The following is an 18,853-nucleotide window of genomic DNA, read 5'->3' on the forward strand; positions in this document are numbered from 1 at the left end:
AGTCAAAGGTAAATCAACGAGATGAAAACGCCCCTGATTACCCGGGAAGGGTACGAAAAACTCAAACACGAGCTGAATTATCTCTGGCGGGAAGAGCGCCCGGAAGTCACCAAAAAAGTGACCTGGGCTGCGAGTCTTGGGGACCGCAGCGAAAATGCCGACTATCAGTATAATAAAAAGCGCCTGCGTGAGATCGACCGTCGTGTTCGTTATCTGACCAAATGCATGGAAAACCTGAAAATCGTCGATTATTCCCCGCAGCAGGAAGGCAAAGTGTTCTTCGGCGCGTGGGTGGAGATCGAAAACGATGAGGGCGATATCCGCCGCTTTCGCATCGTCGGCTACGATGAAATTTTCGGTCGTAAGGATTACATCTCCATCGACTCGCCTATGGCGCGGGCGTTGCTGAAAAAAGAAGTGGGCGATCTCGCGGTAGTACACACACCCGCCGGCGAGGCCAGCTGGTACGTTAATGAGATCGAATACGTAAAATAGCGCCGGAACAATCCGAAGCCCCCGCTGATGACTGGCAATTTTGCCAGTCAATCCGTATAACTATCCCCTGATTTTTTACTCAGATGAAACTAAATCCATGATGAATGATTCTTTCTGCCGCATTATCGCGGGTGAAATTCAGGCACGCGCCGAACAGGTAGACGCTGCCGTTCGCCTGCTTGACGAAGGGAACACCGTGCCGTTTATCGCACGTTATCGTAAGGAGATCACCGGTGGGCTGGATGACACGCAGTTGCGTAATCTGGAGACCCGTCTGGGATATCTGCGTGAACTGGAAGACAGACGTCAGGCCATTCTCAAGTCTATTTCCGAGCAAGGCAAGCTGACCGATGAGCTGGCTAACGCCATCAACGGCACGTTAAGTAAGACCGAACTCGAAGACCTCTACCTGCCCTACAAACCCAAGCGTCGCACGCGCGGGCAAATCGCCATCGAAGCCGGACTTGAACCGCTGGCTGACCTGCTGTGGACAGATCCCTCCCACACCCCGGAAACGGAAGCGGCAAAATACATCGACGCTGACAACGGCGTGGCGGATGCCAAAGCAGCCCTTGATGGCGCACGTTATATCCTGATGGAGCGTTTTGCCGAAGACGCGGCGCTGCTGGCGAAAGTGCGCGATTATCTGTGGAAGAACGCCCACCTGGTCGCGACCGTCGTGAGCGGCAAAGAGGAGGAAGGGGCGAAATTCCGTGATTATTTCGATCATCACGAACCGATCGCCACCGTCCCTTCACACCGTGCGCTGGCGATGTTCCGTGGCCGCAACGAAGGCGTGCTGCAACTGTCGCTGAATGCCGACCCGCAATTCGATGAGCCGCCCAAAGAGAGCCACTGCGAGCAGATCATCCAGGATCACCTCGGCCTGCGTCTGAACAACGCCCCGGCGGATAGCTGGCGCAAAGGCGTGGTGAGCTGGACATGGCGTATCAAAGTCCTGATGCATCTCGAAACCGAACTGATGGGCACCGTGCGTGAACGCGCGGAAGATGAAGCCATTAACGTCTTTGCCCGCAACCTCCACGATCTGCTGATGGCGGCGCCTGCTGGCCTGCGCGCGACTATGGGTCTCGATCCGGGTCTGCGTACCGGCGTGAAGGTTGCCGTAGTGGACGGCACCGGTAAACTGGTCGCCACCGACACCATTTATCCACATACCGGTCAGGCGGCTAAAGCTGCGGTGGCGGTTGCCGCGCTGTGCGAAAAACACAACGTTGAGCTGGTGGCGATTGGTAACGGCACGGCATCGCGCGAAACCGAGCGCTTCTTCCTCGACGTGCAGAAACAGTTCCCGAAAGTGACGGCGCAGAAAGTGATCGTCAGCGAAGCCGGAGCATCGGTGTATTCCGCTTCCGAGCTGGCGGCGCTGGAGTTCCCGGATCTGGACGTTTCGCTGCGCGGCGCGGTCTCTATCGCCCGTCGTCTGCAAGACCCGCTGGCGGAGCTGGTGAAAATCGATCCGAAATCCATCGGCGTCGGCCAGTATCAGCACGACGTCAGCCAGACCCAGCTTGCCCGTAAGCTGGATGCCGTTGTGGAAGACTGCGTAAACGCCGTCGGCGTCGATCTCAATACCGCGTCCGTACCGTTGCTGACCCGCGTGGCAGGCTTAACGCGCATGATGGCGCAGAATATCGTCGCCTGGCGTGATGAAAACGGTCAGTTCCAGAACCGCCAGCAGTTGCTGAAAGTGAGCCGTCTGGGGCCGAAAGCCTTTGAACAGTGCGCGGGCTTCCTGCGCATCAACCACGGCGATAACCCGCTGGATGCCTCTACCGTTCACCCGGAAGCCTACCCGGTGGTCGAGCGTATTCTTGCCGCCACCCAACAGGCGCTGAAAGCGCTGATGGGAAACAGCAGCGAGCTACGCAATTTGAAAGCGGTGGATTTCACCGACGACAAATTCGGCGTGCCAACCGTTACCGACATCATCAAAGAGCTGGAAAAACCGGGCCGCGACCCGCGTCCAGAGTTCAAAACCGCGCAGTTTGCTGATGGCGTAGAAACCATGAACGACCTGCAACCGGGCATGATTCTGGAAGGCGCCGTAACCAACGTCACCAACTTTGGCGCGTTTGTGGATATCGGCGTACATCAGGACGGTCTGGTGCACATCTCTTCCCTGTCGAATAAGTTCGTCGAAGATCCACACACCGTGGTGAAAGCGGGCGACATCGTGAAGGTGAAAGTGCTGGAGGTTGACCTGCAACGTAAGCGCATCGCGCTGACTATGCGTCTGGACGAGCAGCCGGGTGAAACCAACGCCCGTCGCGGCGGCGGCAACGATCGCGCCCAGGGCAACCGCCCGGCGGCAAAAGCGGCGAAGCCGCGTGGTCGTGATGCGCAGCCTGCGGGCAACAGCGCCATGATGGACGCGCTGGCGGCCGCAATGGGTAAAAAACGCTAATCAAGCCTTATGCTTGTAGGCCGGATGAGGTATCTATACCGCCATCCGGCCGTTATATTTGAAATTAACAATTAAATCTTACGAATTAAATTGCTTAATTCATTACCCGCCTGTTGCCAGCACTGGTAATTATCAATTCATTAACAGATGAAACCTTAATTAAACATTAGCAACGCTGAATAATGTTTAAATCAACACGTTCTTTTTAAGACGAATAAATGTTGAGCCATGTCAAAACTGACTCAATTTATTATCCATTTCTACATTCCGTCACATTTTAATCATTGATGATAAAAACCATTCTCATTATCATTGTCTTGTTGATTATTTAATCTTTCTTTCGTTGGCTAATCATCTGGTCTTATGCCGCCTTCTGAGCGCGCATGAGGTATACGTCCAGTTAGCGAGAAACAAGTAGGCCCCCTATGCAATTCATTCCAGACACGGCGTGGAAAATTACCGGCTTTTCCCATGAAATCAGCCCGGCATACCGTCAGAAACTGCTTTCACTCGGCATGTTGCCAGGTTCTTCATTTAACGTAGTGCGCGTCGCCCCATTAGGCGATCCTATTCATATCGAAACTCGCCGCGTGAGCCTGGTATTACGTAAGAAAGATCTGGCGTTATTAGAAGTGGAAGCGGTTTCCTGTTAATTCGGTGAGTCTATAAAAATGAAAAAATTAACCATTGGTTTAATTGGTAATCCAAATTCCGGCAAGACAACATTATTTAACCAGCTCACCGGCGCGCGTCAGCGTGTGGGGAACTGGGCGGGTGTTACCGTTGAACGCAAAGAAGGTCAGTTCGCAACAACCGACCATCAGGTCACGCTGGTCGATTTACCCGGCACCTATTCACTGACCACCATTTCGTCACAAACCTCCCTCGATGAACAAATCGCCTGCCATTACATTCTGAGCGGCGACGCAGACCTGCTGATCAACGTGGTGGATGCCTCTAACCTTGAGCGCAACCTCTACCTGACGCTGCAACTGCTTGAGCTGGGCATTCCCTGCATTGTGGCGCTCAACATGCTCGACATCGCGGAGAAACAGCAGGTTCGCATTGATATCGACGCGCTGTCCGCACGCCTTGGTTGCCCGGTTGTGCCGTTGGTTTCCACACGCGGCCGTGGGATTGAAGCCCTGAAACTGGCTATCGATCGCTATAAAGAAAACGAAAACGTTGAGCTGGCACATTATGCCCGGCCGTTGCTGCGCGAGGCCGAATCGCTGGCCGATGTCATGGCGGCGGATATGCCAGCGCAACAGCGCCGCTGGCTAGGCTTGCAGATGCTGGAAGGCGATATCTACAGCCGCGTTTACGCCGGTAATGCCGCGCAAAACCTTGAGGCGTCGCTCACTCGCCTGAGCAAAGAGATGGATGACCCGGCGCTGCACATCGCCGATGCGCGTTATCAGTGCATCGCCGCAATTTGCGACGTGGTCAGCAACACCCTGACGGCGGAACCCAGCCGTTTCACCGCAGCGGTGGATAAGGTCATCCTGAACCGTTTCCTCGGGTTGCCGATTTTCCTGTTCGTCATGTACCTGATGTTCCTGCTGGCCATTAACATTGGCGGCGCGCTGCAACCGCTGTTCGACGTGGGTTCCGTGGCGCTCTTTATTCACGGCATTCAGTGGATCGGCTACACGCTGCACTTCCCGGACTGGCTCACCATTTTCCTCGCGCAAGGGCTGGGCGGCGGTATCAATACCGTTCTGCCGCTGGTGCCGCAGATCGGCATGATGTACCTGTTCCTCTCTTTCCTGGAGGACTCCGGCTACATGGCGCGCGCGGCGTTCGTTATGGACCGTCTGATGCAGGCGCTGGGGCTGCCGGGTAAATCGTTCGTGCCGCTGATTGTCGGCTTTGGCTGTAACGTCCCGTCCGTAATGGGTGCCCGTACCCTGGACGCGCCGCGTGAACGTCTGATGACCATTATGATGGCGCCGTTTATGTCCTGCGGCGCACGTCTGGCGATTTTCGCCGTGTTTGCCGCCGCGTTCTTTGGGCAAAACGGCGCGCTGGCGGTTTTCTCGCTGTATGTGCTGGGTATCGTGATGGCGGTACTGACCGGCCTGATGCTTAAACACACGATTATGCGCGGCGAAGCCTCTCCGTTCGTGATGGAACTGCCGGTCTACCATGTGCCGCACATCAAAAGCCTGGTGATCCAGACCTGGCAACGCCTGAAAGGCTTTGTGCTGCGTGCCGGTAAGGTCATCATCATCGTCAGTATTTTCCTCAGCGCGTTTAACAGCTTCTCCCTGAGCGGAAAAATCGTCGATAACATCAACGACTCTGCACTCGCGTCCATCAGCCGCGTGATTACGCCTGTCTTTAAACCGATTGGCGTTCATGAAGATAACTGGCAGGCGACCGTTGGCCTGTTCACCGGCGCAATGGCGAAAGAGGTGGTGGTGGGGACGCTGAACACCCTCTATACCGCTGAAAATATTCAGGAAGAAGAGTTTAATCCGGCTGACTTCCATCTCGGCGACGAGCTGCTGGGCGCGGTCGATGAAACCTGGCAAAGCCTGAAAGACACCTTCAGCCTTAGCGTACTGGCTAACCCAATCGAAGCCAGCAAAGGCGACGGTGAAATGGCGACCGGGGCGATGGGCGTGATGGACGCGAAGTTTGGCAGCGCCGCTGCCGCATACAGCTATCTGATTTTCGTTCTGCTGTATGTACCGTGCATCTCGGTGATGGGGGCTATCGCGCGTGAATCCAGCCGCGGCTGGATGAGCTTCTCGATTCTGTGGGGGCTGAATATCGCCTACTCGCTGTCTACCCTGTTCTATCAGGTTGCAAGCTTTAGCCAGCATCCGACCTATAGCCTGGTCTGCATTCTGGCGGTCATCCTGTTTAACATCGTGGTGCTGGGGCTGTTACGGCGCGCCCGCAGCCGGGTGGATATCGAACTGCTGGCGACGCGTAAAACGGCCAGCGCCTGCTGCGCAAGCCCTGCCGGCAACTGTCACTAAGGTTGAGAACAATGGCGTCACTTATTCAGGTTCGTGATTTACTGGCTTTGCAGGGGCGTATGGAGGCAATGCAGATTAGCCGCACGCTGCATACGCCGCAGCCGATGATCGACGCGATGCTGAATCAACTGGAGAATATGGGCAGGGCCGTGCGGATTCAGGAAGATCCCGACGGCTGTCTGTCCGGTAGCTGCAAAAGCTGCCCGGAAGGAAAAGCCTGTCTCCGGGAGTGGTGGACGTTGCGTTAACGTTCTGCCGGATGGCGAACGGTAGCTAACATGTAGGCCGGATAAGGCGTTTACGCCGCTATCCGGCACTGCATAGACAATAATTATATCTTCTGCTTTAACGCCATCAACGCCTGACAAAATTCGCCGGGATGCGAAATAAACGGCGCATGGGCGGCCTTTGCAAACACCTGCGATTCACTCTCCGGCCATGCGGCATCCAGCATCGGCACGACTTTGCGCGGCACCAGACCATCCAGATAACCATACAGACGCAGGAACGGCATGGTCAGCGATTTAAGCGGCTCGCGCAGGTCGGCCGTTTTCAATATCTCCAGCCCACCGTTCAGCACCGCAACCTCCGGCATCGGCAACGCCAGCACGGCACTTTTCAGCGTGCGGGCATCCTGACGCGCGGTTTCGGTGCCCAACGTTTGCAGCGCCAGAAAACGTTCCACCGTACGCTGGAAATCTTCGCTGAGCTGCTGTTGAAATCCCGCCAGGATATCCGGCTTAATACCCGGCCACGCTTCGCGAGCGCTGAAACAGGGCGATGACGCGACGGTCACCAGCGCCTGAACGCGTTCAGGATGGGTTAACGCCACCTGGCTCGCCACCAGCCCTCCCAGACTCCAGCCAAGCCAGACGGCTTTATCAGGCGCCTGTTTCAGCACATGCTCCGCCATCTGCTCCAGCGACATCGCGCCAAAACCCTGGCTGCGGCCAAATCCGGGTAAATCGACAAGATGCAGCGTGAAATGCGCGCTGAGTTCCTCACGAATGCAATTCCACACTTCCGCATTCAGTCCCCATCCGTGCAGCAGCACAAGATGGCAATTTCCCTGACCTTCAGTCTGCCACCAGATGTCATTCATCAGTTACTGTTCTCTTTTGGCTAACAAGGATGAACATATGCTAACAGTACCGGGATTATGCTGGCTATGCCGAATGCCGCTGGCGTTGAGTCACTGGGGGATTTGTTCGGTTTGCACGAGAGCGGCGCGTCGCCGCGTCAGCCTGTGCCCACAGTGTGGATTACCCGCTGCGCACGCCGCCATTCCCTGCGGGCGTTGTCTGCAAAAACCCCCGCCGTGGCAGCGTCTGGTGACGGTCAGCGACTACGTACCGCCGCTGAGTTTACTTATCCACCAGCTAAAATTCTCTCGCCGCAGCGACGTCGCCGCCGCCCTTTCACGCCTGCTGTTGCTGGAAGTCTTACACGCGCACCGCGCATCGACGCTTCCGCTACCGGATCGCTTAGTCAGCGTGCCGCTCTGGCAGCGCCGCCACTGGCGCAGGGGATTTAACCAAAGCGATCTGCTGTGTCGCCCCCTGGCGCGCTGGCTGGGCTGCGGCTGGGACAGCCGAAGCGTCACGCGCCTTCGCGCCACCGCCACTCAGCACCATCTCAGCGCCCGATTGCGCAAACATAACCTGAAAAATGCGTTTCGCCTTGAATTGCCGGTACAGGGACTCCATATGGTCATTGTGGATGATGTCGTCACTACCGGAAGTACCGTCGCGGAGATCGCGCAGCTGCTTTTGCGCAACGGCGCGGCGACTGTCCAGGTATGGTGCCTGTGTCGAACCTTGTAGAGCCTCGATGATGGGCGTATTATAACCAAGTAAAATAGTCAACTATTAGGCCATTACTATGATCCATATTTCCGATGCTGCACAAGCGCACTTTGCCAAACTGCTGGCAAATCAGGAAGAAGGGACACAAATCCGTGTATTTGTGATCAATCCCGGTACGCCTAACGCTGAATGCGGCGTTTCTTATTGTCCGCCGGACGCCGTGGAAGCAAGCGACACTGCCCTGAAATTTGACCTGCTGACCGCTTATGTTGATGAACTGAGCGCGCCGTATCTGGAAGATGCCGAGATCGATTTCGTCACCGATCAGCTGGGTTCTCAGCTGACGCTGAAAGCGCCAAACGCCAAAATGCGTAAGGTTGCTGATGATGCGCCGCTGATGGAACGTGTGGAGTACATGCTGCAATCGCAGATCAACCCGCAGCTTGCCGGTCACGGCGGTCGCGTCTCTCTGATGGAGATCACCGACGAAGGCTACGCCATTTTGCAGTTTGGCGGCGGCTGTAACGGTTGCTCGATGGTCGATGTGACCCTGAAAGAAGGGATCGAGAAGCAGCTGCTGAATGAATTCCCTGAGCTGAAAGGCGTTCGCGATCTGACCGAACACCAGCGCGGCGAGCACTCTTACTACTAAGATTCTGCCCGGTGGCGCGTCACTTACCGGGCCTACAATGTATATCCCGTAGGCCGGATAAGGCGTTTACGCCGCCATCCGGCGTGATGATATCTTCCGCTTTTCCCCTCCGATAACATGACCTGCCTCTCATAATTTAAATTTTGCCTGCCAGGGTGATTCTCAATCGCTATATGTTACCCGTATCATTCATATGGGCACCAAACATCCCCATAACAGCCGACTAAACCAGATAGTGTTAAAGTCAATCAGTGTTGGTGCCGTTACGCTTCTGTTCCCGGTTGGGACAAGCGGAATTTTTCGTCGACACACCGACGTTACCCATAACAAATGAAAGGCCAGGTAAATCATGCCATTAGTCATCGTCGCTATCGGTGTAATTTTGTTATTACTCCTGATGATCCGCTTCAAAATGAACGGTTTCATCGCTCTCGTCCTGGTGGCACTTGCTGTTGGATTGATGCAAGGAATGCCGCTGGATAAAGTCATTGGCTCTATTAAAGCTGGTGTTGGTGGTACTCTTGGTAGCCTCGCCCTGATTATGGGTTTCGGCGCCATGCTGGGCAAAATGCTGGCAGACTGCGGCGGCGCACAGCGCATCGCGACCACGCTGATTGCCAAATTTGGTAAAAAACACATCCAGTGGGCAGTGGTATTAACCGGTTTCACGGTAGGTTTCGCACTGTTCTATGAAGTGGGCTTCGTGCTGATGCTGCCGCTGGTATTCACCATCGCAGCGGCGGCCAGCATTCCTTTGCTGTATGTCGGCGTACCGATGGCGGCAGCGCTGTCCGTTACCCACGGCTTCCTGCCTCCGCACCCAGGCCCGACCGCCATCGCCACGATCTTCCACGCCGATATGGGTAAAACCCTGCTGTTCGGTACGATTCTGGCTATCCCGACCGTAATTCTCGCTGGCCCGGTATTTGCCCGCTTCCTGAAAGGCATCGATAAGCCGATCCCGGAAGGTCTGTACAGCGCAAAAAACTTTACTGAAGAAGAGATGCCTGGCTTTGGCGTCAGCGTCTGGACTTCTCTGGTGCCGGTTATTTTAATGGCCATGCGCGCCGTTGCAGAAATGGTGCTGCCAAAAGGTCATGCCTTCCTGCCGGTTGCTGAGTTCTTTGGCGACCCGGTAATGGCAACGCTGATTGCGGTACTGATTGCGATGTTCACGTTCGGTCTGAACCGTGGCCGCTCAATGGATCAGATTAACGACACGCTGGGTTCCTCAATCAAAATCATCGCGATGATGCTGCTGATCATCGGCGGCGGCGGCGCATTCAAGCAGGTACTGGTTGATAGCGGCGTAGACAAATACATCGCGTCCATGATGAACGAAACCAACGTTTCTCCGCTGTTCATGGCATGGTCCATCGCAGCCGTACTGCGTATCGCGCTCGGTTCTGCCACCGTGGCCGCGATTACCGCGGGTGGTATCGTGGCGCCGCTGATTGCGACGACGGGCGTAAGCCCTGAGCTGATGGTTATCGCCGTCGGTTCCGGTAGCGTCATTTTCTCTCACGTAAACGATCCAGGCTTCTGGCTGTTCAAAGAGTATTTCAACCTGACCATCGGCGAAACCATCAAGTCCTGGTCAATGCTGGAAACCATTATCTCCGTCTGCGGCCTGATTGGGTGTCTGCTGCTGGGAATGGTGGTGTAACCGAGACGGCCTGTAGGCCGGATAAGGCAAAGCCGCCATCCGGCAATGTGCGCCAGAATTGCCTGATAGCGCTGTGCTTATCAGGCCTACGTGTTGTCATCATAAAAAAGCCGGGAATTTCCCGGCTTTTTTTACTTCTTCTTCGCGGCCGCTTTTCGCCGCTTGTCCAAATCCTTAAGCAGTTTATTCACCTTGTCATCGGCAAACATCTTCTCAAGCGTCGTGGACAACTTGCGCCGCCAGTTCTTGTACTGGTCGCTGGTGCCTGGAATATTGACCGGCTCCGCCATGTCCAGCCAGTCTTCCGGCTGCAACCCCAGCAATGCGCTATGGCTGTCCGCAATGTAACGCTGCATTCCACGGTTGAGGATCGGCGTCATCGACATCAGCGACGCCTTATGCCCGGCGCGTTTCGGCAGGCAACCGTATTTGTGCAACGCGTCCAGCAGACCCTGCTTCGCCAGCTCACGATCCTGATACAGCCCACGCAATATCACTTCATCCGGGTAAAGCCCCAGCGTTTTGCCGAGCGTCAGGTCGCCGCTGTCCCAGTAGCCACGCAGCGTAGGAAGGTCATGCGTCGTCGCGACTGCCATTGATTGTTCCGGGTACGCTTTCGGCGCGCGGAAGTTCTTCTCATGATCATTCTCGAAATAGAGCACTTTATACGAGTAAACGCCGCTGTCACGCAGTTTACCCACGATTTCCACCGGCACCGTCCCCAGATCTTCGCCAATCACCATGCAGCGATGACGTTTACTTTCCAGCGCCAGAATAGAGAGCAGGGCGTCCACCGGGTAATGCACATACGCCCCGTGATCCGCCGTTTCACCGTAAGGAATCCACCACAGACGCAGCATCGACATAACATGATCGATACGCAAAGCGCCGCAGTTCTGCATATTGGCGCGCAGCAGTTCAATAAACGGCTCATAGGCGCGGGCGGCGATGATGTGCGGGTCCATCGGCGGCAGTCCCCAGTTCTGCCCCAGCGGGCCGAGGATATCCGGCGGCGCGCCCACCGACGCTTTCAGGCAATACAGCTCACGGTCGCACCAGGTTTCCGCCCCGCCCTCCGCAACCCCTACCGCCAGATCGCGATACAGGCCAATCGGCATATCATAACCCTGGCATACCGCCCAACAGGCGGCAAACTGGGTATACGCCAGCCACTGTAACCAGAGGTAAAAGTCCACCTCATCGCGGTGATCTTCACAGAACTGTTTCACTTCCGGCGAGTTCACTGACTGATACGCTTCCGGCCAGACCGGCCAGCCCCAGCGCAACTCATCTTCCTTCACCTGATGCGCGTGCAGCGCGTCAAATGCCGCCTGCCAGTACAGGCTGTCGCCTTCCTGGGCGACAAAGTGGCGAAACGCCGCCATCTGCTCGTCATCACGAAGCGCAAAACCTTTCCATGCCATCCGCAGGGCGGTCATTTTCAGCGCGGTAACAGCAGAATAATCAACCCATTCGGCGTCCCGTGCGCGCTGCAATGTCTGCTGCGTCGCCGGCGTGTTCCACCAGGCCTGCGCCTCTTTGCTCAACCGGAAATCGTCAACGGCATTCACGTCGATATAAATGACATTCAGCCAACGGCGGGATGAGGGGCTGTACGGGCTGGCGCTCTCCGGGTTTGCCGGGTAGAGGGCGTGAATCGGGTTCAGGCCAATAAATGCGCCGCCGCGTTTCGCAACATCCGTCAGCATCGACTGGAGATCGCCAAAGTCGCCAATCCCCCAGTTTTTTTCCGAACGCAGGGTATAAAGCTGAACGCACGCTCCCCACAGCTTCTGTCCGGTCAGCAGCGCCTGCGGCTCATAGCAGCGTTTCGGCGCCACGATGATCCGGCAGTGCGTGCGCTGTTCGCCCTGAGTCAGGGTCAGCGTGTGATACCCTTCCGGCAGCTTTGCCGGAAGCGTAAAGGCTTTACCGCCGGTGGCGTGCCCCTTGTGCTGTACGCCCTCCTCGGTGGTCAGCAGCCAGCTAAAATCGCCGCTGCCTTCTACCGCCAGCGGCATCTTCTTGCCTGCGGTATACACCATCACATTCGGCACTGGCGTTACCGCCACCTTCGTGGCGGCGGTGGCGCGGTGCATCGCATCAAGCAAACGCCGTTTGGTTTCGGCGCCAATCGACTGCGGTTTACCGTGGGCATTGATGTAATTGGGGCTGATCCCCGCCGCCAGCGCGGCATTATCCAGACGTTTGCGTTCCATGGCGCTTCCTTAGCGTTTTGCCTGCCAGATACGAGCCTGATAATCGCGGATGGAGCGATCCGAGCTGAACATCCCGCAACGCGCGGTGTTCAGGATCGTCGCCCGGGTCCAGGCATCCTGGTCGCGATACAGCACGTCCACCTGCTTTTGTGCCGCAACGTAGGCGGCAAAGTCCGCCATCACCAGGTACGGATCGCCCCCCTGTTTGCCAATGCTGTGCAGCATCTGATCAAAAGCGTGCTTGTCGCCGTTGCTGTATTTGCCGCTTTCCAGCTCCTTCAGCACCGCGTCCAGCACTTTGTCTTTCTTACGCCATTTCACCGGGTCGTAGCCCTTGGCCTTCAGCCGTTTCACCTCTTCCACGGTATGACCGAAGATAAAGATGTTCTCGTCCCCGACCTGTTCGGCGATCTCAACGTTCGCCCCATCCAGCGTACCGACCGTCAGCGCGCCGTTCAACGCCAGCTTCATATTGCCGGTGCCGGAGGCTTCTTTACCGGCAGTAGAGATCTGCTCAGAGACGTCCGCCGCCGGGATCAGCATTTCCGCCGCCGAAACGCAGTAGTCCGGCAGGAAGACCACTTTCAGCTTATCGCCGACTTTCGGGTCGTTGTTGATGGTTTCCGCCACCTTGTTAATGGCGAAGATGATGTTTTTCGCCAGATAGTAGCCCGGCGCCGCTTTTGCGCCAAACAGGAACACGCGCGGCACGCGGTCTGCTTTCGGATTTTCGCGGATCTCTTTGTACAGAGCCAGAATATGCAGCAGGTTCAGGTGCTGGCGCTTATATTCGTGCAGGCGCTTAATCTGGATATCGAAAATCGCCTGCGGGTTGATTTCAATCCCGGTGCGCATTTTCACAAATTCGGCCAGGCGGACTTTATTCGCCTGTTTAATCTCACGATACGTTTTGCGGAACGCCGCGTCGTCGGCGAATTTCTCCAGGTTGATCAGCTGATCGAGGTCGTTAGCCCACTCTTTCTTCAACGACTTATCCAGCAGCGCTGCAAGTGCCGGGTTGCACTGTTTGATCCAGCGACGCGGCGTAATGCCGTTGGTCACGTTGTGGAATTTGTTCGGCCACAGCTGGTGATATTCCGGGAACAGATCCTTCACCACCAGATCGGAGTGCAGCGCCGCAACGCCGTTGACCGCAAAGCCGCTGACCACGCACATATTGGCCATCCGCACCTGCTTGTCGTGCACTACCGCCAGCTTCGCCCACACCTGCTTATCGCCCGGCCAGGTTTTATCAACCTGTTTCTTAAAGCGGTCATTAATCTCTTTGATGATCTGCATATGGCGCGGCAGCAGCGCTTTCACCAGTTTCTCATCCCAGCACTCCAGCGCCTCCGGCATCAGCGTATGGTTGGTGTAGGCGAACGTTTTACTGGTGATGGCCCAGGCGTCGTCCCAGCTTAGCTGGTGCTCATCGAGCAGCACGCGCAGCAGTTCAGGGATAGCGATGGTCGGGTGAGTATCATTGAGTTGAATGACCTCATACTCCGCCAGCTCATGCAATTTGCGCCCCGCCAGGTGGTGACGACGCAGAATATCCGCTACCGAGCAGGCGCACTGGAAATACTGCTGCATCAGGCGCAGCTTTTTGCCTGCGGTGTGGTTGTCGTTCGGATAGAGGACTTTCGTCAGTTTTTCCGCATCGATACCCTGCTGCTCCGCGCGCAGGAAATCGCCGTCGTTGAATTTGGTCAGGTTAAACGGATGCGCATGCGCGGCCTGCCACAAACGCAGCGGCTGTGCGACGCCGTTCCGGTAGCCAAGCACCGGCAAGTCCCACGCCTGCCCGGTGATCACAAAACCCGGTTCCCAACGCCCGTCCTTCGTCACTTTACCGCCAATACCGACCTGAACATCAAGCTGTTCATTGTGACGGAACCACGGGTAGCTACCGCGATGCCAGTCATCCGGCGCTTCCATCTGTTGCCCATCGACAAAAGACTGACGGAACAGCCCATACTGGTAGTTCAGGCCATAGCCCGTTGCGGACTGGCCTACCGTCGCCATAGAGTCCAGGAAACATGCCGCCAGACGCCCTAAACCACCGTTGCCCAGCGCAGGATCAACCTCTTCCTCCAGCAGGTCGGTCAGGTTGACGTCGTGCGTTTTCAGCACATCGCTCACCGCCTGATACCAGCCCAGATTCAACAGGTTGTTCCCGGTCAGGCGGCCAATCAGGAATTCCATCGAGATGTAGTTAACATGACGCTGGTTTTTAGCCGGTTTCGCCGCAGGTTGCGCGCTGAGCAATTCAGCCAGTGCGCCGCTAACGGCCTGCCACCACTGGCGAGATGTCATCTCATGAGCCGACAGTAAACCGAAACGCTGCCACTGACGCATCAGGGCAGCCTGAAAGTGATCTTTGTTGAAGGTAGGCTGTGACATAGAAATTCCGAATCCTCAGGTAATAAAACAACGTTATCGTTAGTTTGCCTGGCTCGATGTTGACCTTCCTCATCCCACCCGGGATTAGGCAGGGAGGAGTAGTGGGGATGAGCATAAAAGTGTGATCGCCGCCACTTAAAGGTAGTGGATTGCCGGTGAATACGTCGAATTACCGCACAGCATACCTGCGACTGCACGCCGTTTTACGCACGATGACACAAATAATTAAATCGCGGAGGTTTATTGAAAGTGAATATGTAAATGCGGAAATAGTTTCTAACCTGAAATATCAAACCCATTCAGTTATTTCCGTTCCTGAATAATTCCCTGAGTTCATTACTTCCTGACTTTCATTAAAAAGTACAGTAACCACACAGAGGAAATGGCATTATTTGGGGCAGGCAGGATCGGGCACCATCCCAGTCTCCACGCACACTCAGACCGTGCTAAACCGTTTCTTGCAATGGATATTTAGAATTGTGACAGAGTGCAAATTCAGACACACAAAAAACTTGCATAGCTTGCATTAAACCGGTTTCTGTCCGACCTTATATCTATTAATTACGAAGCGCAAAAAAAATCGCATTTCCCCATTTCCTCACAGTGAAGTGATTACTATGTTGATTCCGTCTAAATTAAGTCGTCCGGTTCGACTCGACCATACGGTGGTTCGTGAGCGCCTGTTGGCTAAACTTTCCGGCGCGAACAATTTCAGGCTGGCCCTGGTAACAAGCCCTGCGGGCTATGGGAAAACCACGCTTGTTTCACAGTGGGCTGCCGGGAAAAACGAGTTAGGCTGGTTCTCGCTGGATGAAGGCGACAACCAGCAGGAGCGATTCGCCAGTTATTTAATTGCCGCGCTTCAGCAGGCAACGGGCGGGCATTGCTCCACCAGTGAAGTCATGGTGCAAAAACGCCAGTACGTCAGCCTGACCTCCCTTTTCGCGCAACTCTTTATTGAGTTGGCTGAGTGGCATCGCCCGCTTTATCTGGTCATTGATGATTACCATCTGATCACAAACCCGGTGATCCACGACGCGATGCGCTTTTTCCTGCGCCATCAGCCCGAAAATCTCACGCTGGTCGTGCTGTCGCGTAATTTACCGCAGCTCGGCATCGCTAACCTGCGCGTTCGCGATCAGCTGCTGGAAATCGGCAGCCAGCAATTAGCCTTTAACCATCAGGAAGCAAAACAGTTCTTTGACCGCCGTCTGTCCTCGCCTATCGAAGCCGCCGAGAGCAGCCGGATGTGCGACGACGTCGCCGGTTGGGCAACCGCGCTACAGCTTATCGCCCTTTCCGCCCGCCAGAACAATAACTCCGCGCACCAGTCTGCGCGACGCCTGGCGGGAATTAACGCCAGCCATCTGTCTGATTACCTGGTCGATGAAGTGCTGGACAACGTGGACGTGAGTACCCGGCATTTTCTGCTGAAAAGCGCCATCCTGCGTTCGATGAACGATGCGCTGATCGTGCGCGTGACGGGCGAAGAGAACGGGCAGATGCGTCTGGAGGAGATTGAGCGTCAGGGGCTGTTCCTGCAACGTATGGACGATACGGGCGAATGGTTCAGCTATCACCCGCTGTTTGGCAGCTTCCTGCGTCAGCGTTGCCAGTGGGAACTGGCGACCGAGCTACCGGATATCCACCGCGCTGCCGCCGAAAGCTGGATGGCGCAAGGTTTCCCCAGCGAAGCCATTCACCATGCCCTGGCGGCGGGCGATGCGCATATGCTGCGCGATATCCTGCTGAATCATGCGTGGGGGCTATTTAACCACAGTGAGCTGGCGCTGCTGGAAGAGTCGTTAAAGGCCCTGCCGTGGGAAAGTTTGCTGGAAAACCCGCGGCTGGTTCTGTTGCAGGCATGGCTGATGCAAAGCCAGCACCGCTACAGCGAAGTGAATACCCTGCTGGCGCGCGCTGAGCAAGAAATTCAGGGCATGATGGACGGTACGCTGCATGCGGAATTCAACGCCCTGCGCGCTCAGGTCGCGATTAACGACGGCAACCCGGATGAAGCGGAACGGCTGGCAAAACTGGCGCTGGATGAGCTGCCGATCGCCTGGTTTTACAGCCGTATTGTCGCCACCTCCGTACACGGCGAAGTGCTGCACTGTAAAGGCGATCTCTCCCGTTCACTGTCGTTGATGCAGCAAACTGAGCAAATGTCACGTCATCATGACGTCTGGCATTACGCCCTCTGGAGCCTGCTCCAACAAAGTGAAATTCTCTTCGCCCAGGGCTTTTTGCAGGCCGCCTGGGAAACCCAGGAGAAAGCGTTCCAGCTGATTAAAGAGCAACATCTCGAACAGTTGCCGATGCACGAGTTCCTGATGCGCATTCGCGCGCAGCTTCTGTGGGCATGGGCGCGTCTTGACGAAGCGGAAGCCTCCGCCCGCAGCGGTATTGATGTGCTTTCCGCATTCCAGCCGCAGCAGCAATTGCAGTGTCTGGCGCTGCTGGTGCAGTGCTCGCTGGCGCGCGGCGATCTGGATAATGCCCGCACGCAGTTGAACCGTCTGGAGAACCTGCTGGGCAACGGCCAGTATCACAGCGACTGGATTTCCAATGCCGATAAGGTTCGCGTGATTTACTGGCAGATGACGGGCGATAAGAAGTCCGCCGCCAACTGGCTGCGTCATACGCCGAAACCAGAATTTGCTAACAACCACTTCCTGCAAGGCCAGTGGCGTAATATCGCCAGGGCGCAGATCCTGCTGGGTGAGTTTGAATCCGCAGAGATTGTGCTGGAAGAGCTAAACGAGAACGCCCGTAGCCTGCGTTTAATGAGCGATCTTAACCGTAACCTGCTGTTGCTTAATCAGCTGTACTGGCAGGCCGGACGTAAAAACGACGCCCAGCGGGTGTTGCTTGATGCGCTGCAACTGGCGAACCGTACCGGTTTCATCAGCCACTTTGTGATTGAAGGCGAAGCGATGGCGCAGCAACTGCGTCAGTTGATTCAGTTGAATACGCTGCCGGAGCTTGAACAACATCGCGCACAGCGCATCCTGCGGGAAATTAACCAGCACCATCGACATAAGTTCGCCCATTTTGACGAAGGCTTTGTGGAGCGGCTGTTAAATCACCCGGACGTACCGGAGCTGATCCGCACCAGCCCGCTAACGCAGCGTGAGTGGCAGGTTCTGGGACTGATCTATTCCGGCTACAGCAACGAGCAAATCGCCGGCGAGCTGGCGGTTGCGGCCACGACCATCAAAACGCACATTCGCAATTTATATCAGAAGCTCGGCGTCGCGCATCGTCAGGACGCCGTACAACATGCGCAGAGGCTTTTGAAAATGATGGGGTACGGGGTGTGATGATTGCCCGGTGGCGCTTACGCTTACCGGGCCTACAATCACGATGATCAGCACAACTCTAACTGAATATGGTGGTCGGTAAGCACCTGCAATACCCCTGCTGGCGGCGTCATATCGGTATAGACGGCATCCACCAGGCTAATGCTGCCCATATTCACCATCGCATTACGACCAAACTTAGAGTGATCCACAACCAGCATCACATGGCGTGAATTTTCAATAATCGCGCGTTTCGTGCGTACTTCGTGATAATCAAATTCCAGCAGCGACCCGTCGCTGTCGATACCGCTGATCCCCAGAATGCCAAAATCCAGGCGGAATTGAGAGATGAAATCGAGCGTCGCTTCGCCAATAATGCCGCCGTCACGGCTGCGAAGCTCACCGCCAGCGAGAATAATGCGAAAATCCTCTTTCACCATCAGCGTGTTCGCCACGTTGAGATTGTTGGTCACAATGCGCAGGTTACTGTGATCCAACAAGGCATGCGCCACCGCTTCCGGCGTCGTGCCGATATCGATAAACAGCGTTGAACCGTTGGGGATTTGCGTAGCGACTTTCCGTGCAATACGTTCCTTCTCCGCCGTTTGCGTCGCTTTACGATCGTGCCACGGCGTGTTTACCGAGCTGGAAGGCAACGCCGCGCCGCCGTGGTGGCGCAGGATCATATTCTGCTCCGCCAGGTCGTTGAGATCCCGACGGATGGTTTGTGGGCTGACGGAGAAATGTTCCACCAGTTCTTCAGTGCTGACGTATCCCTGCTTTTTTACCAGTTCGATGATAGCGTCATGACGTTGTGTCTGTTTCATTGTTATTCCCTGGAATTTTGCCGGATGGCGACGCATGGCGTTTTATCCGGCCTACCGACCGTGCAT

At 55.8% G+C, this 18,853-nt stretch carries 13 protein-coding genes; 9 read left to right on the top strand and 4 right to left on the bottom strand.

Going from position 1 to position 18,853, the window contains the following annotated elements; translation table 11 throughout:
• Positions 1 to 21 precede the first annotated feature (21 nt).
• The 5 genes from greB to feoC all read left to right on the top strand — a co-directional run bounded on the left by greB (position 22) and on the right by feoC (position 6,161).
• Positions 22 to 495, top strand: a complete 474-nt coding sequence (gene greB, locus OGV83_RS08190) for a transcription elongation factor GreB (protein WP_012135514.1) — start codon at positions 22 to 24, stop codon at positions 493 to 495.
• A gap of 97 nt (positions 496 to 592) precedes the next feature.
• On the top strand, positions 593 to 2,923 hold the full coding sequence (locus tag OGV83_RS08195; RefSeq protein ID WP_012135515.1) for a Tex family protein: 2,331 nt from the start codon (positions 593 to 595) through the stop codon (positions 2,921 to 2,923).
• Positions 2,924 to 3,348: 425 nt separating this feature from the next.
• The gene (gene feoA, locus OGV83_RS08200) at positions 3,349 to 3,576 is read left to right on the top strand and encodes a ferrous iron transporter A (protein ID WP_012135516.1); all 228 of its coding nucleotides are present in this window, start codon (positions 3,349 to 3,351) and stop codon (positions 3,574 to 3,576) included.
• Positions 3,577 to 3,594: 18 nt separating this feature from the next.
• On the top strand, positions 3,595 to 5,913 hold the full coding sequence (feoB, locus tag OGV83_RS08205; RefSeq protein WP_115181033.1) for a Fe(2+) transporter permease subunit FeoB: 2,319 nt from the start codon (positions 3,595 to 3,597) through the stop codon (positions 5,911 to 5,913).
• Between the two features lie 11 nt (positions 5,914 to 5,924).
• The gene (gene feoC / locus OGV83_RS08210) at positions 5,925 to 6,161 is read left to right on the top strand and encodes a [Fe-S]-dependent transcriptional repressor FeoC (RefSeq protein ID WP_012135518.1); all 237 of its coding nucleotides are present in this window, start codon (positions 5,925 to 5,927) and stop codon (positions 6,159 to 6,161) included.
• A gap of 83 nt (positions 6,162 to 6,244) precedes the next feature.
• On the opposite strand, the gene bioH is transcribed toward feoC, so the two are convergent.
• Entirely contained in the window at positions 6,245 to 7,015 is a 771-nt protein-coding gene (gene bioH / locus OGV83_RS08215) for a pimeloyl-ACP methyl ester esterase BioH (RefSeq protein ID WP_047460677.1), read from the bottom strand.
• Between the two features lie 37 nt (positions 7,016 to 7,052).
• Here bioH and gntX point away from each other — a divergent pair, with 37 nt between their 5' ends.
• From gntX to gntT, 3 genes are all read left to right on the top strand, one after another.
• Positions 7,053 to 7,736, top strand: coding sequence for a DNA utilization protein GntX (gene gntX / locus OGV83_RS08220; RefSeq protein WP_024131016.1), 684 nt, complete (start codon positions 7,053 to 7,055; stop codon positions 7,734 to 7,736).
• 58 nt (positions 7,737 to 7,794) lie between these two features.
• Complete coding sequence (gene nfuA, locus OGV83_RS08225) at positions 7,795 to 8,370, top strand: Fe-S biogenesis protein NfuA (protein WP_012135521.1); 576 nt, start codon at positions 7,795 to 7,797, stop codon at positions 8,368 to 8,370.
• A gap of 349 nt (positions 8,371 to 8,719) precedes the next feature.
• Positions 8,720 to 10,036, top strand: a complete 1,317-nt coding sequence (gene gntT, locus OGV83_RS08230; protein WP_012135522.1) for a gluconate transporter — start codon at positions 8,720 to 8,722, stop codon at positions 10,034 to 10,036.
• 131 nt (positions 10,037 to 10,167) lie between these two features.
• Here gntT and malQ read toward each other — a convergent pair whose 3' ends face one another.
• Positions 10,168 to 12,255, bottom strand: a complete 2,088-nt coding sequence (gene malQ, locus OGV83_RS08235) for a 4-alpha-glucanotransferase (RefSeq protein ID WP_200093163.1) — start codon at positions 12,253 to 12,255, stop codon at positions 10,168 to 10,170.
• Positions 12,256 to 12,264: 9 nt separating this feature from the next.
• Entirely contained in the window at positions 12,265 to 14,658 is a 2,394-nt protein-coding gene (malP, locus tag OGV83_RS08240; protein ID WP_058668199.1) for a maltodextrin phosphorylase, read from the bottom strand.
• A gap of 617 nt (positions 14,659 to 15,275) precedes the next feature.
• On the opposite strand from malP, the gene malT reads away from it, so the two are divergent.
• Complete coding sequence (gene malT, locus OGV83_RS08245) at positions 15,276 to 17,981, top strand: HTH-type transcriptional regulator MalT (RefSeq protein WP_012135526.1); 2,706 nt, start codon at positions 15,276 to 15,278, stop codon at positions 17,979 to 17,981.
• 47 nt (positions 17,982 to 18,028) lie between these two features.
• Here malT and OGV83_RS08250 read toward each other — a convergent pair whose 3' ends face one another.
• Positions 18,029 to 18,787 (bottom strand): DeoR/GlpR family transcriptional regulator, encoded by a 759-nt coding sequence (locus tag OGV83_RS08250; RefSeq protein WP_012135527.1) that lies wholly within the window; start codon positions 18,785 to 18,787, stop codon positions 18,029 to 18,031.
• Positions 18,788 to 18,853 lie beyond the last annotated feature (66 nt).

This window comes from Citrobacter sp. CK189, from assembly GCF_030333505.1.
Classification (GTDB): domain Bacteria; phylum Pseudomonadota; class Gammaproteobacteria; order Enterobacterales; family Enterobacteriaceae; genus Citrobacter_B; species Citrobacter_B koseri.

Bases quoted from the DNA above. Each gene is read 5' to 3' on its own strand.
- greB (WP_012135514.1), top strand. From the start codon at position 22: ATGAAAACGCCCCTGATTACCCGGGAAGGGTACGAAAAACTCAAACAC.
- OGV83_RS08195 (WP_012135515.1), top strand. From the start codon at position 593: ATGATGAATGATTCTTTCTGCCGCATTATCGCGGGTGAAATTCAGGCA.
- feoA (WP_012135516.1), top strand. From the start codon at position 3,349: ATGCAATTCATTCCAGACACGGCGTGGAAAATTACCGGCTTTTCCCAT.
- feoB (WP_115181033.1), top strand. From the start codon at position 3,595: ATGAAAAAATTAACCATTGGTTTAATTGGTAATCCAAATTCCGGCAAG.
- feoC (WP_012135518.1), top strand. From the start codon at position 5,925: ATGGCGTCACTTATTCAGGTTCGTGATTTACTGGCTTTGCAGGGGCGT.
- bioH (WP_047460677.1), bottom strand. From the start codon at position 7,015: ATGAATGACATCTGGTGGCAGACTGAAGGTCAGGGAAATTGCCATCTT.
- gntX (WP_024131016.1), top strand. From the start codon at position 7,053: ATGCTAACAGTACCGGGATTATGCTGGCTATGCCGAATGCCGCTGGCG.
- nfuA (WP_012135521.1), top strand. From the start codon at position 7,795: ATGATCCATATTTCCGATGCTGCACAAGCGCACTTTGCCAAACTGCTG.
- gntT (WP_012135522.1), top strand. From the start codon at position 8,720: ATGCCATTAGTCATCGTCGCTATCGGTGTAATTTTGTTATTACTCCTG.
- malQ (WP_200093163.1), bottom strand. From the start codon at position 12,255: ATGGAACGCAAACGTCTGGATAATGCCGCGCTGGCGGCGGGGATCAGC.
- malP (WP_058668199.1), bottom strand. From the start codon at position 14,658: ATGTCACAGCCTACCTTCAACAAAGATCACTTTCAGGCTGCCCTGATG.
- malT (WP_012135526.1), top strand. From the start codon at position 15,276: ATGTTGATTCCGTCTAAATTAAGTCGTCCGGTTCGACTCGACCATACG.
- OGV83_RS08250 (WP_012135527.1), bottom strand. From the start codon at position 18,787: ATGAAACAGACACAACGTCATGACGCTATCATCGAACTGGTAAAAAAG.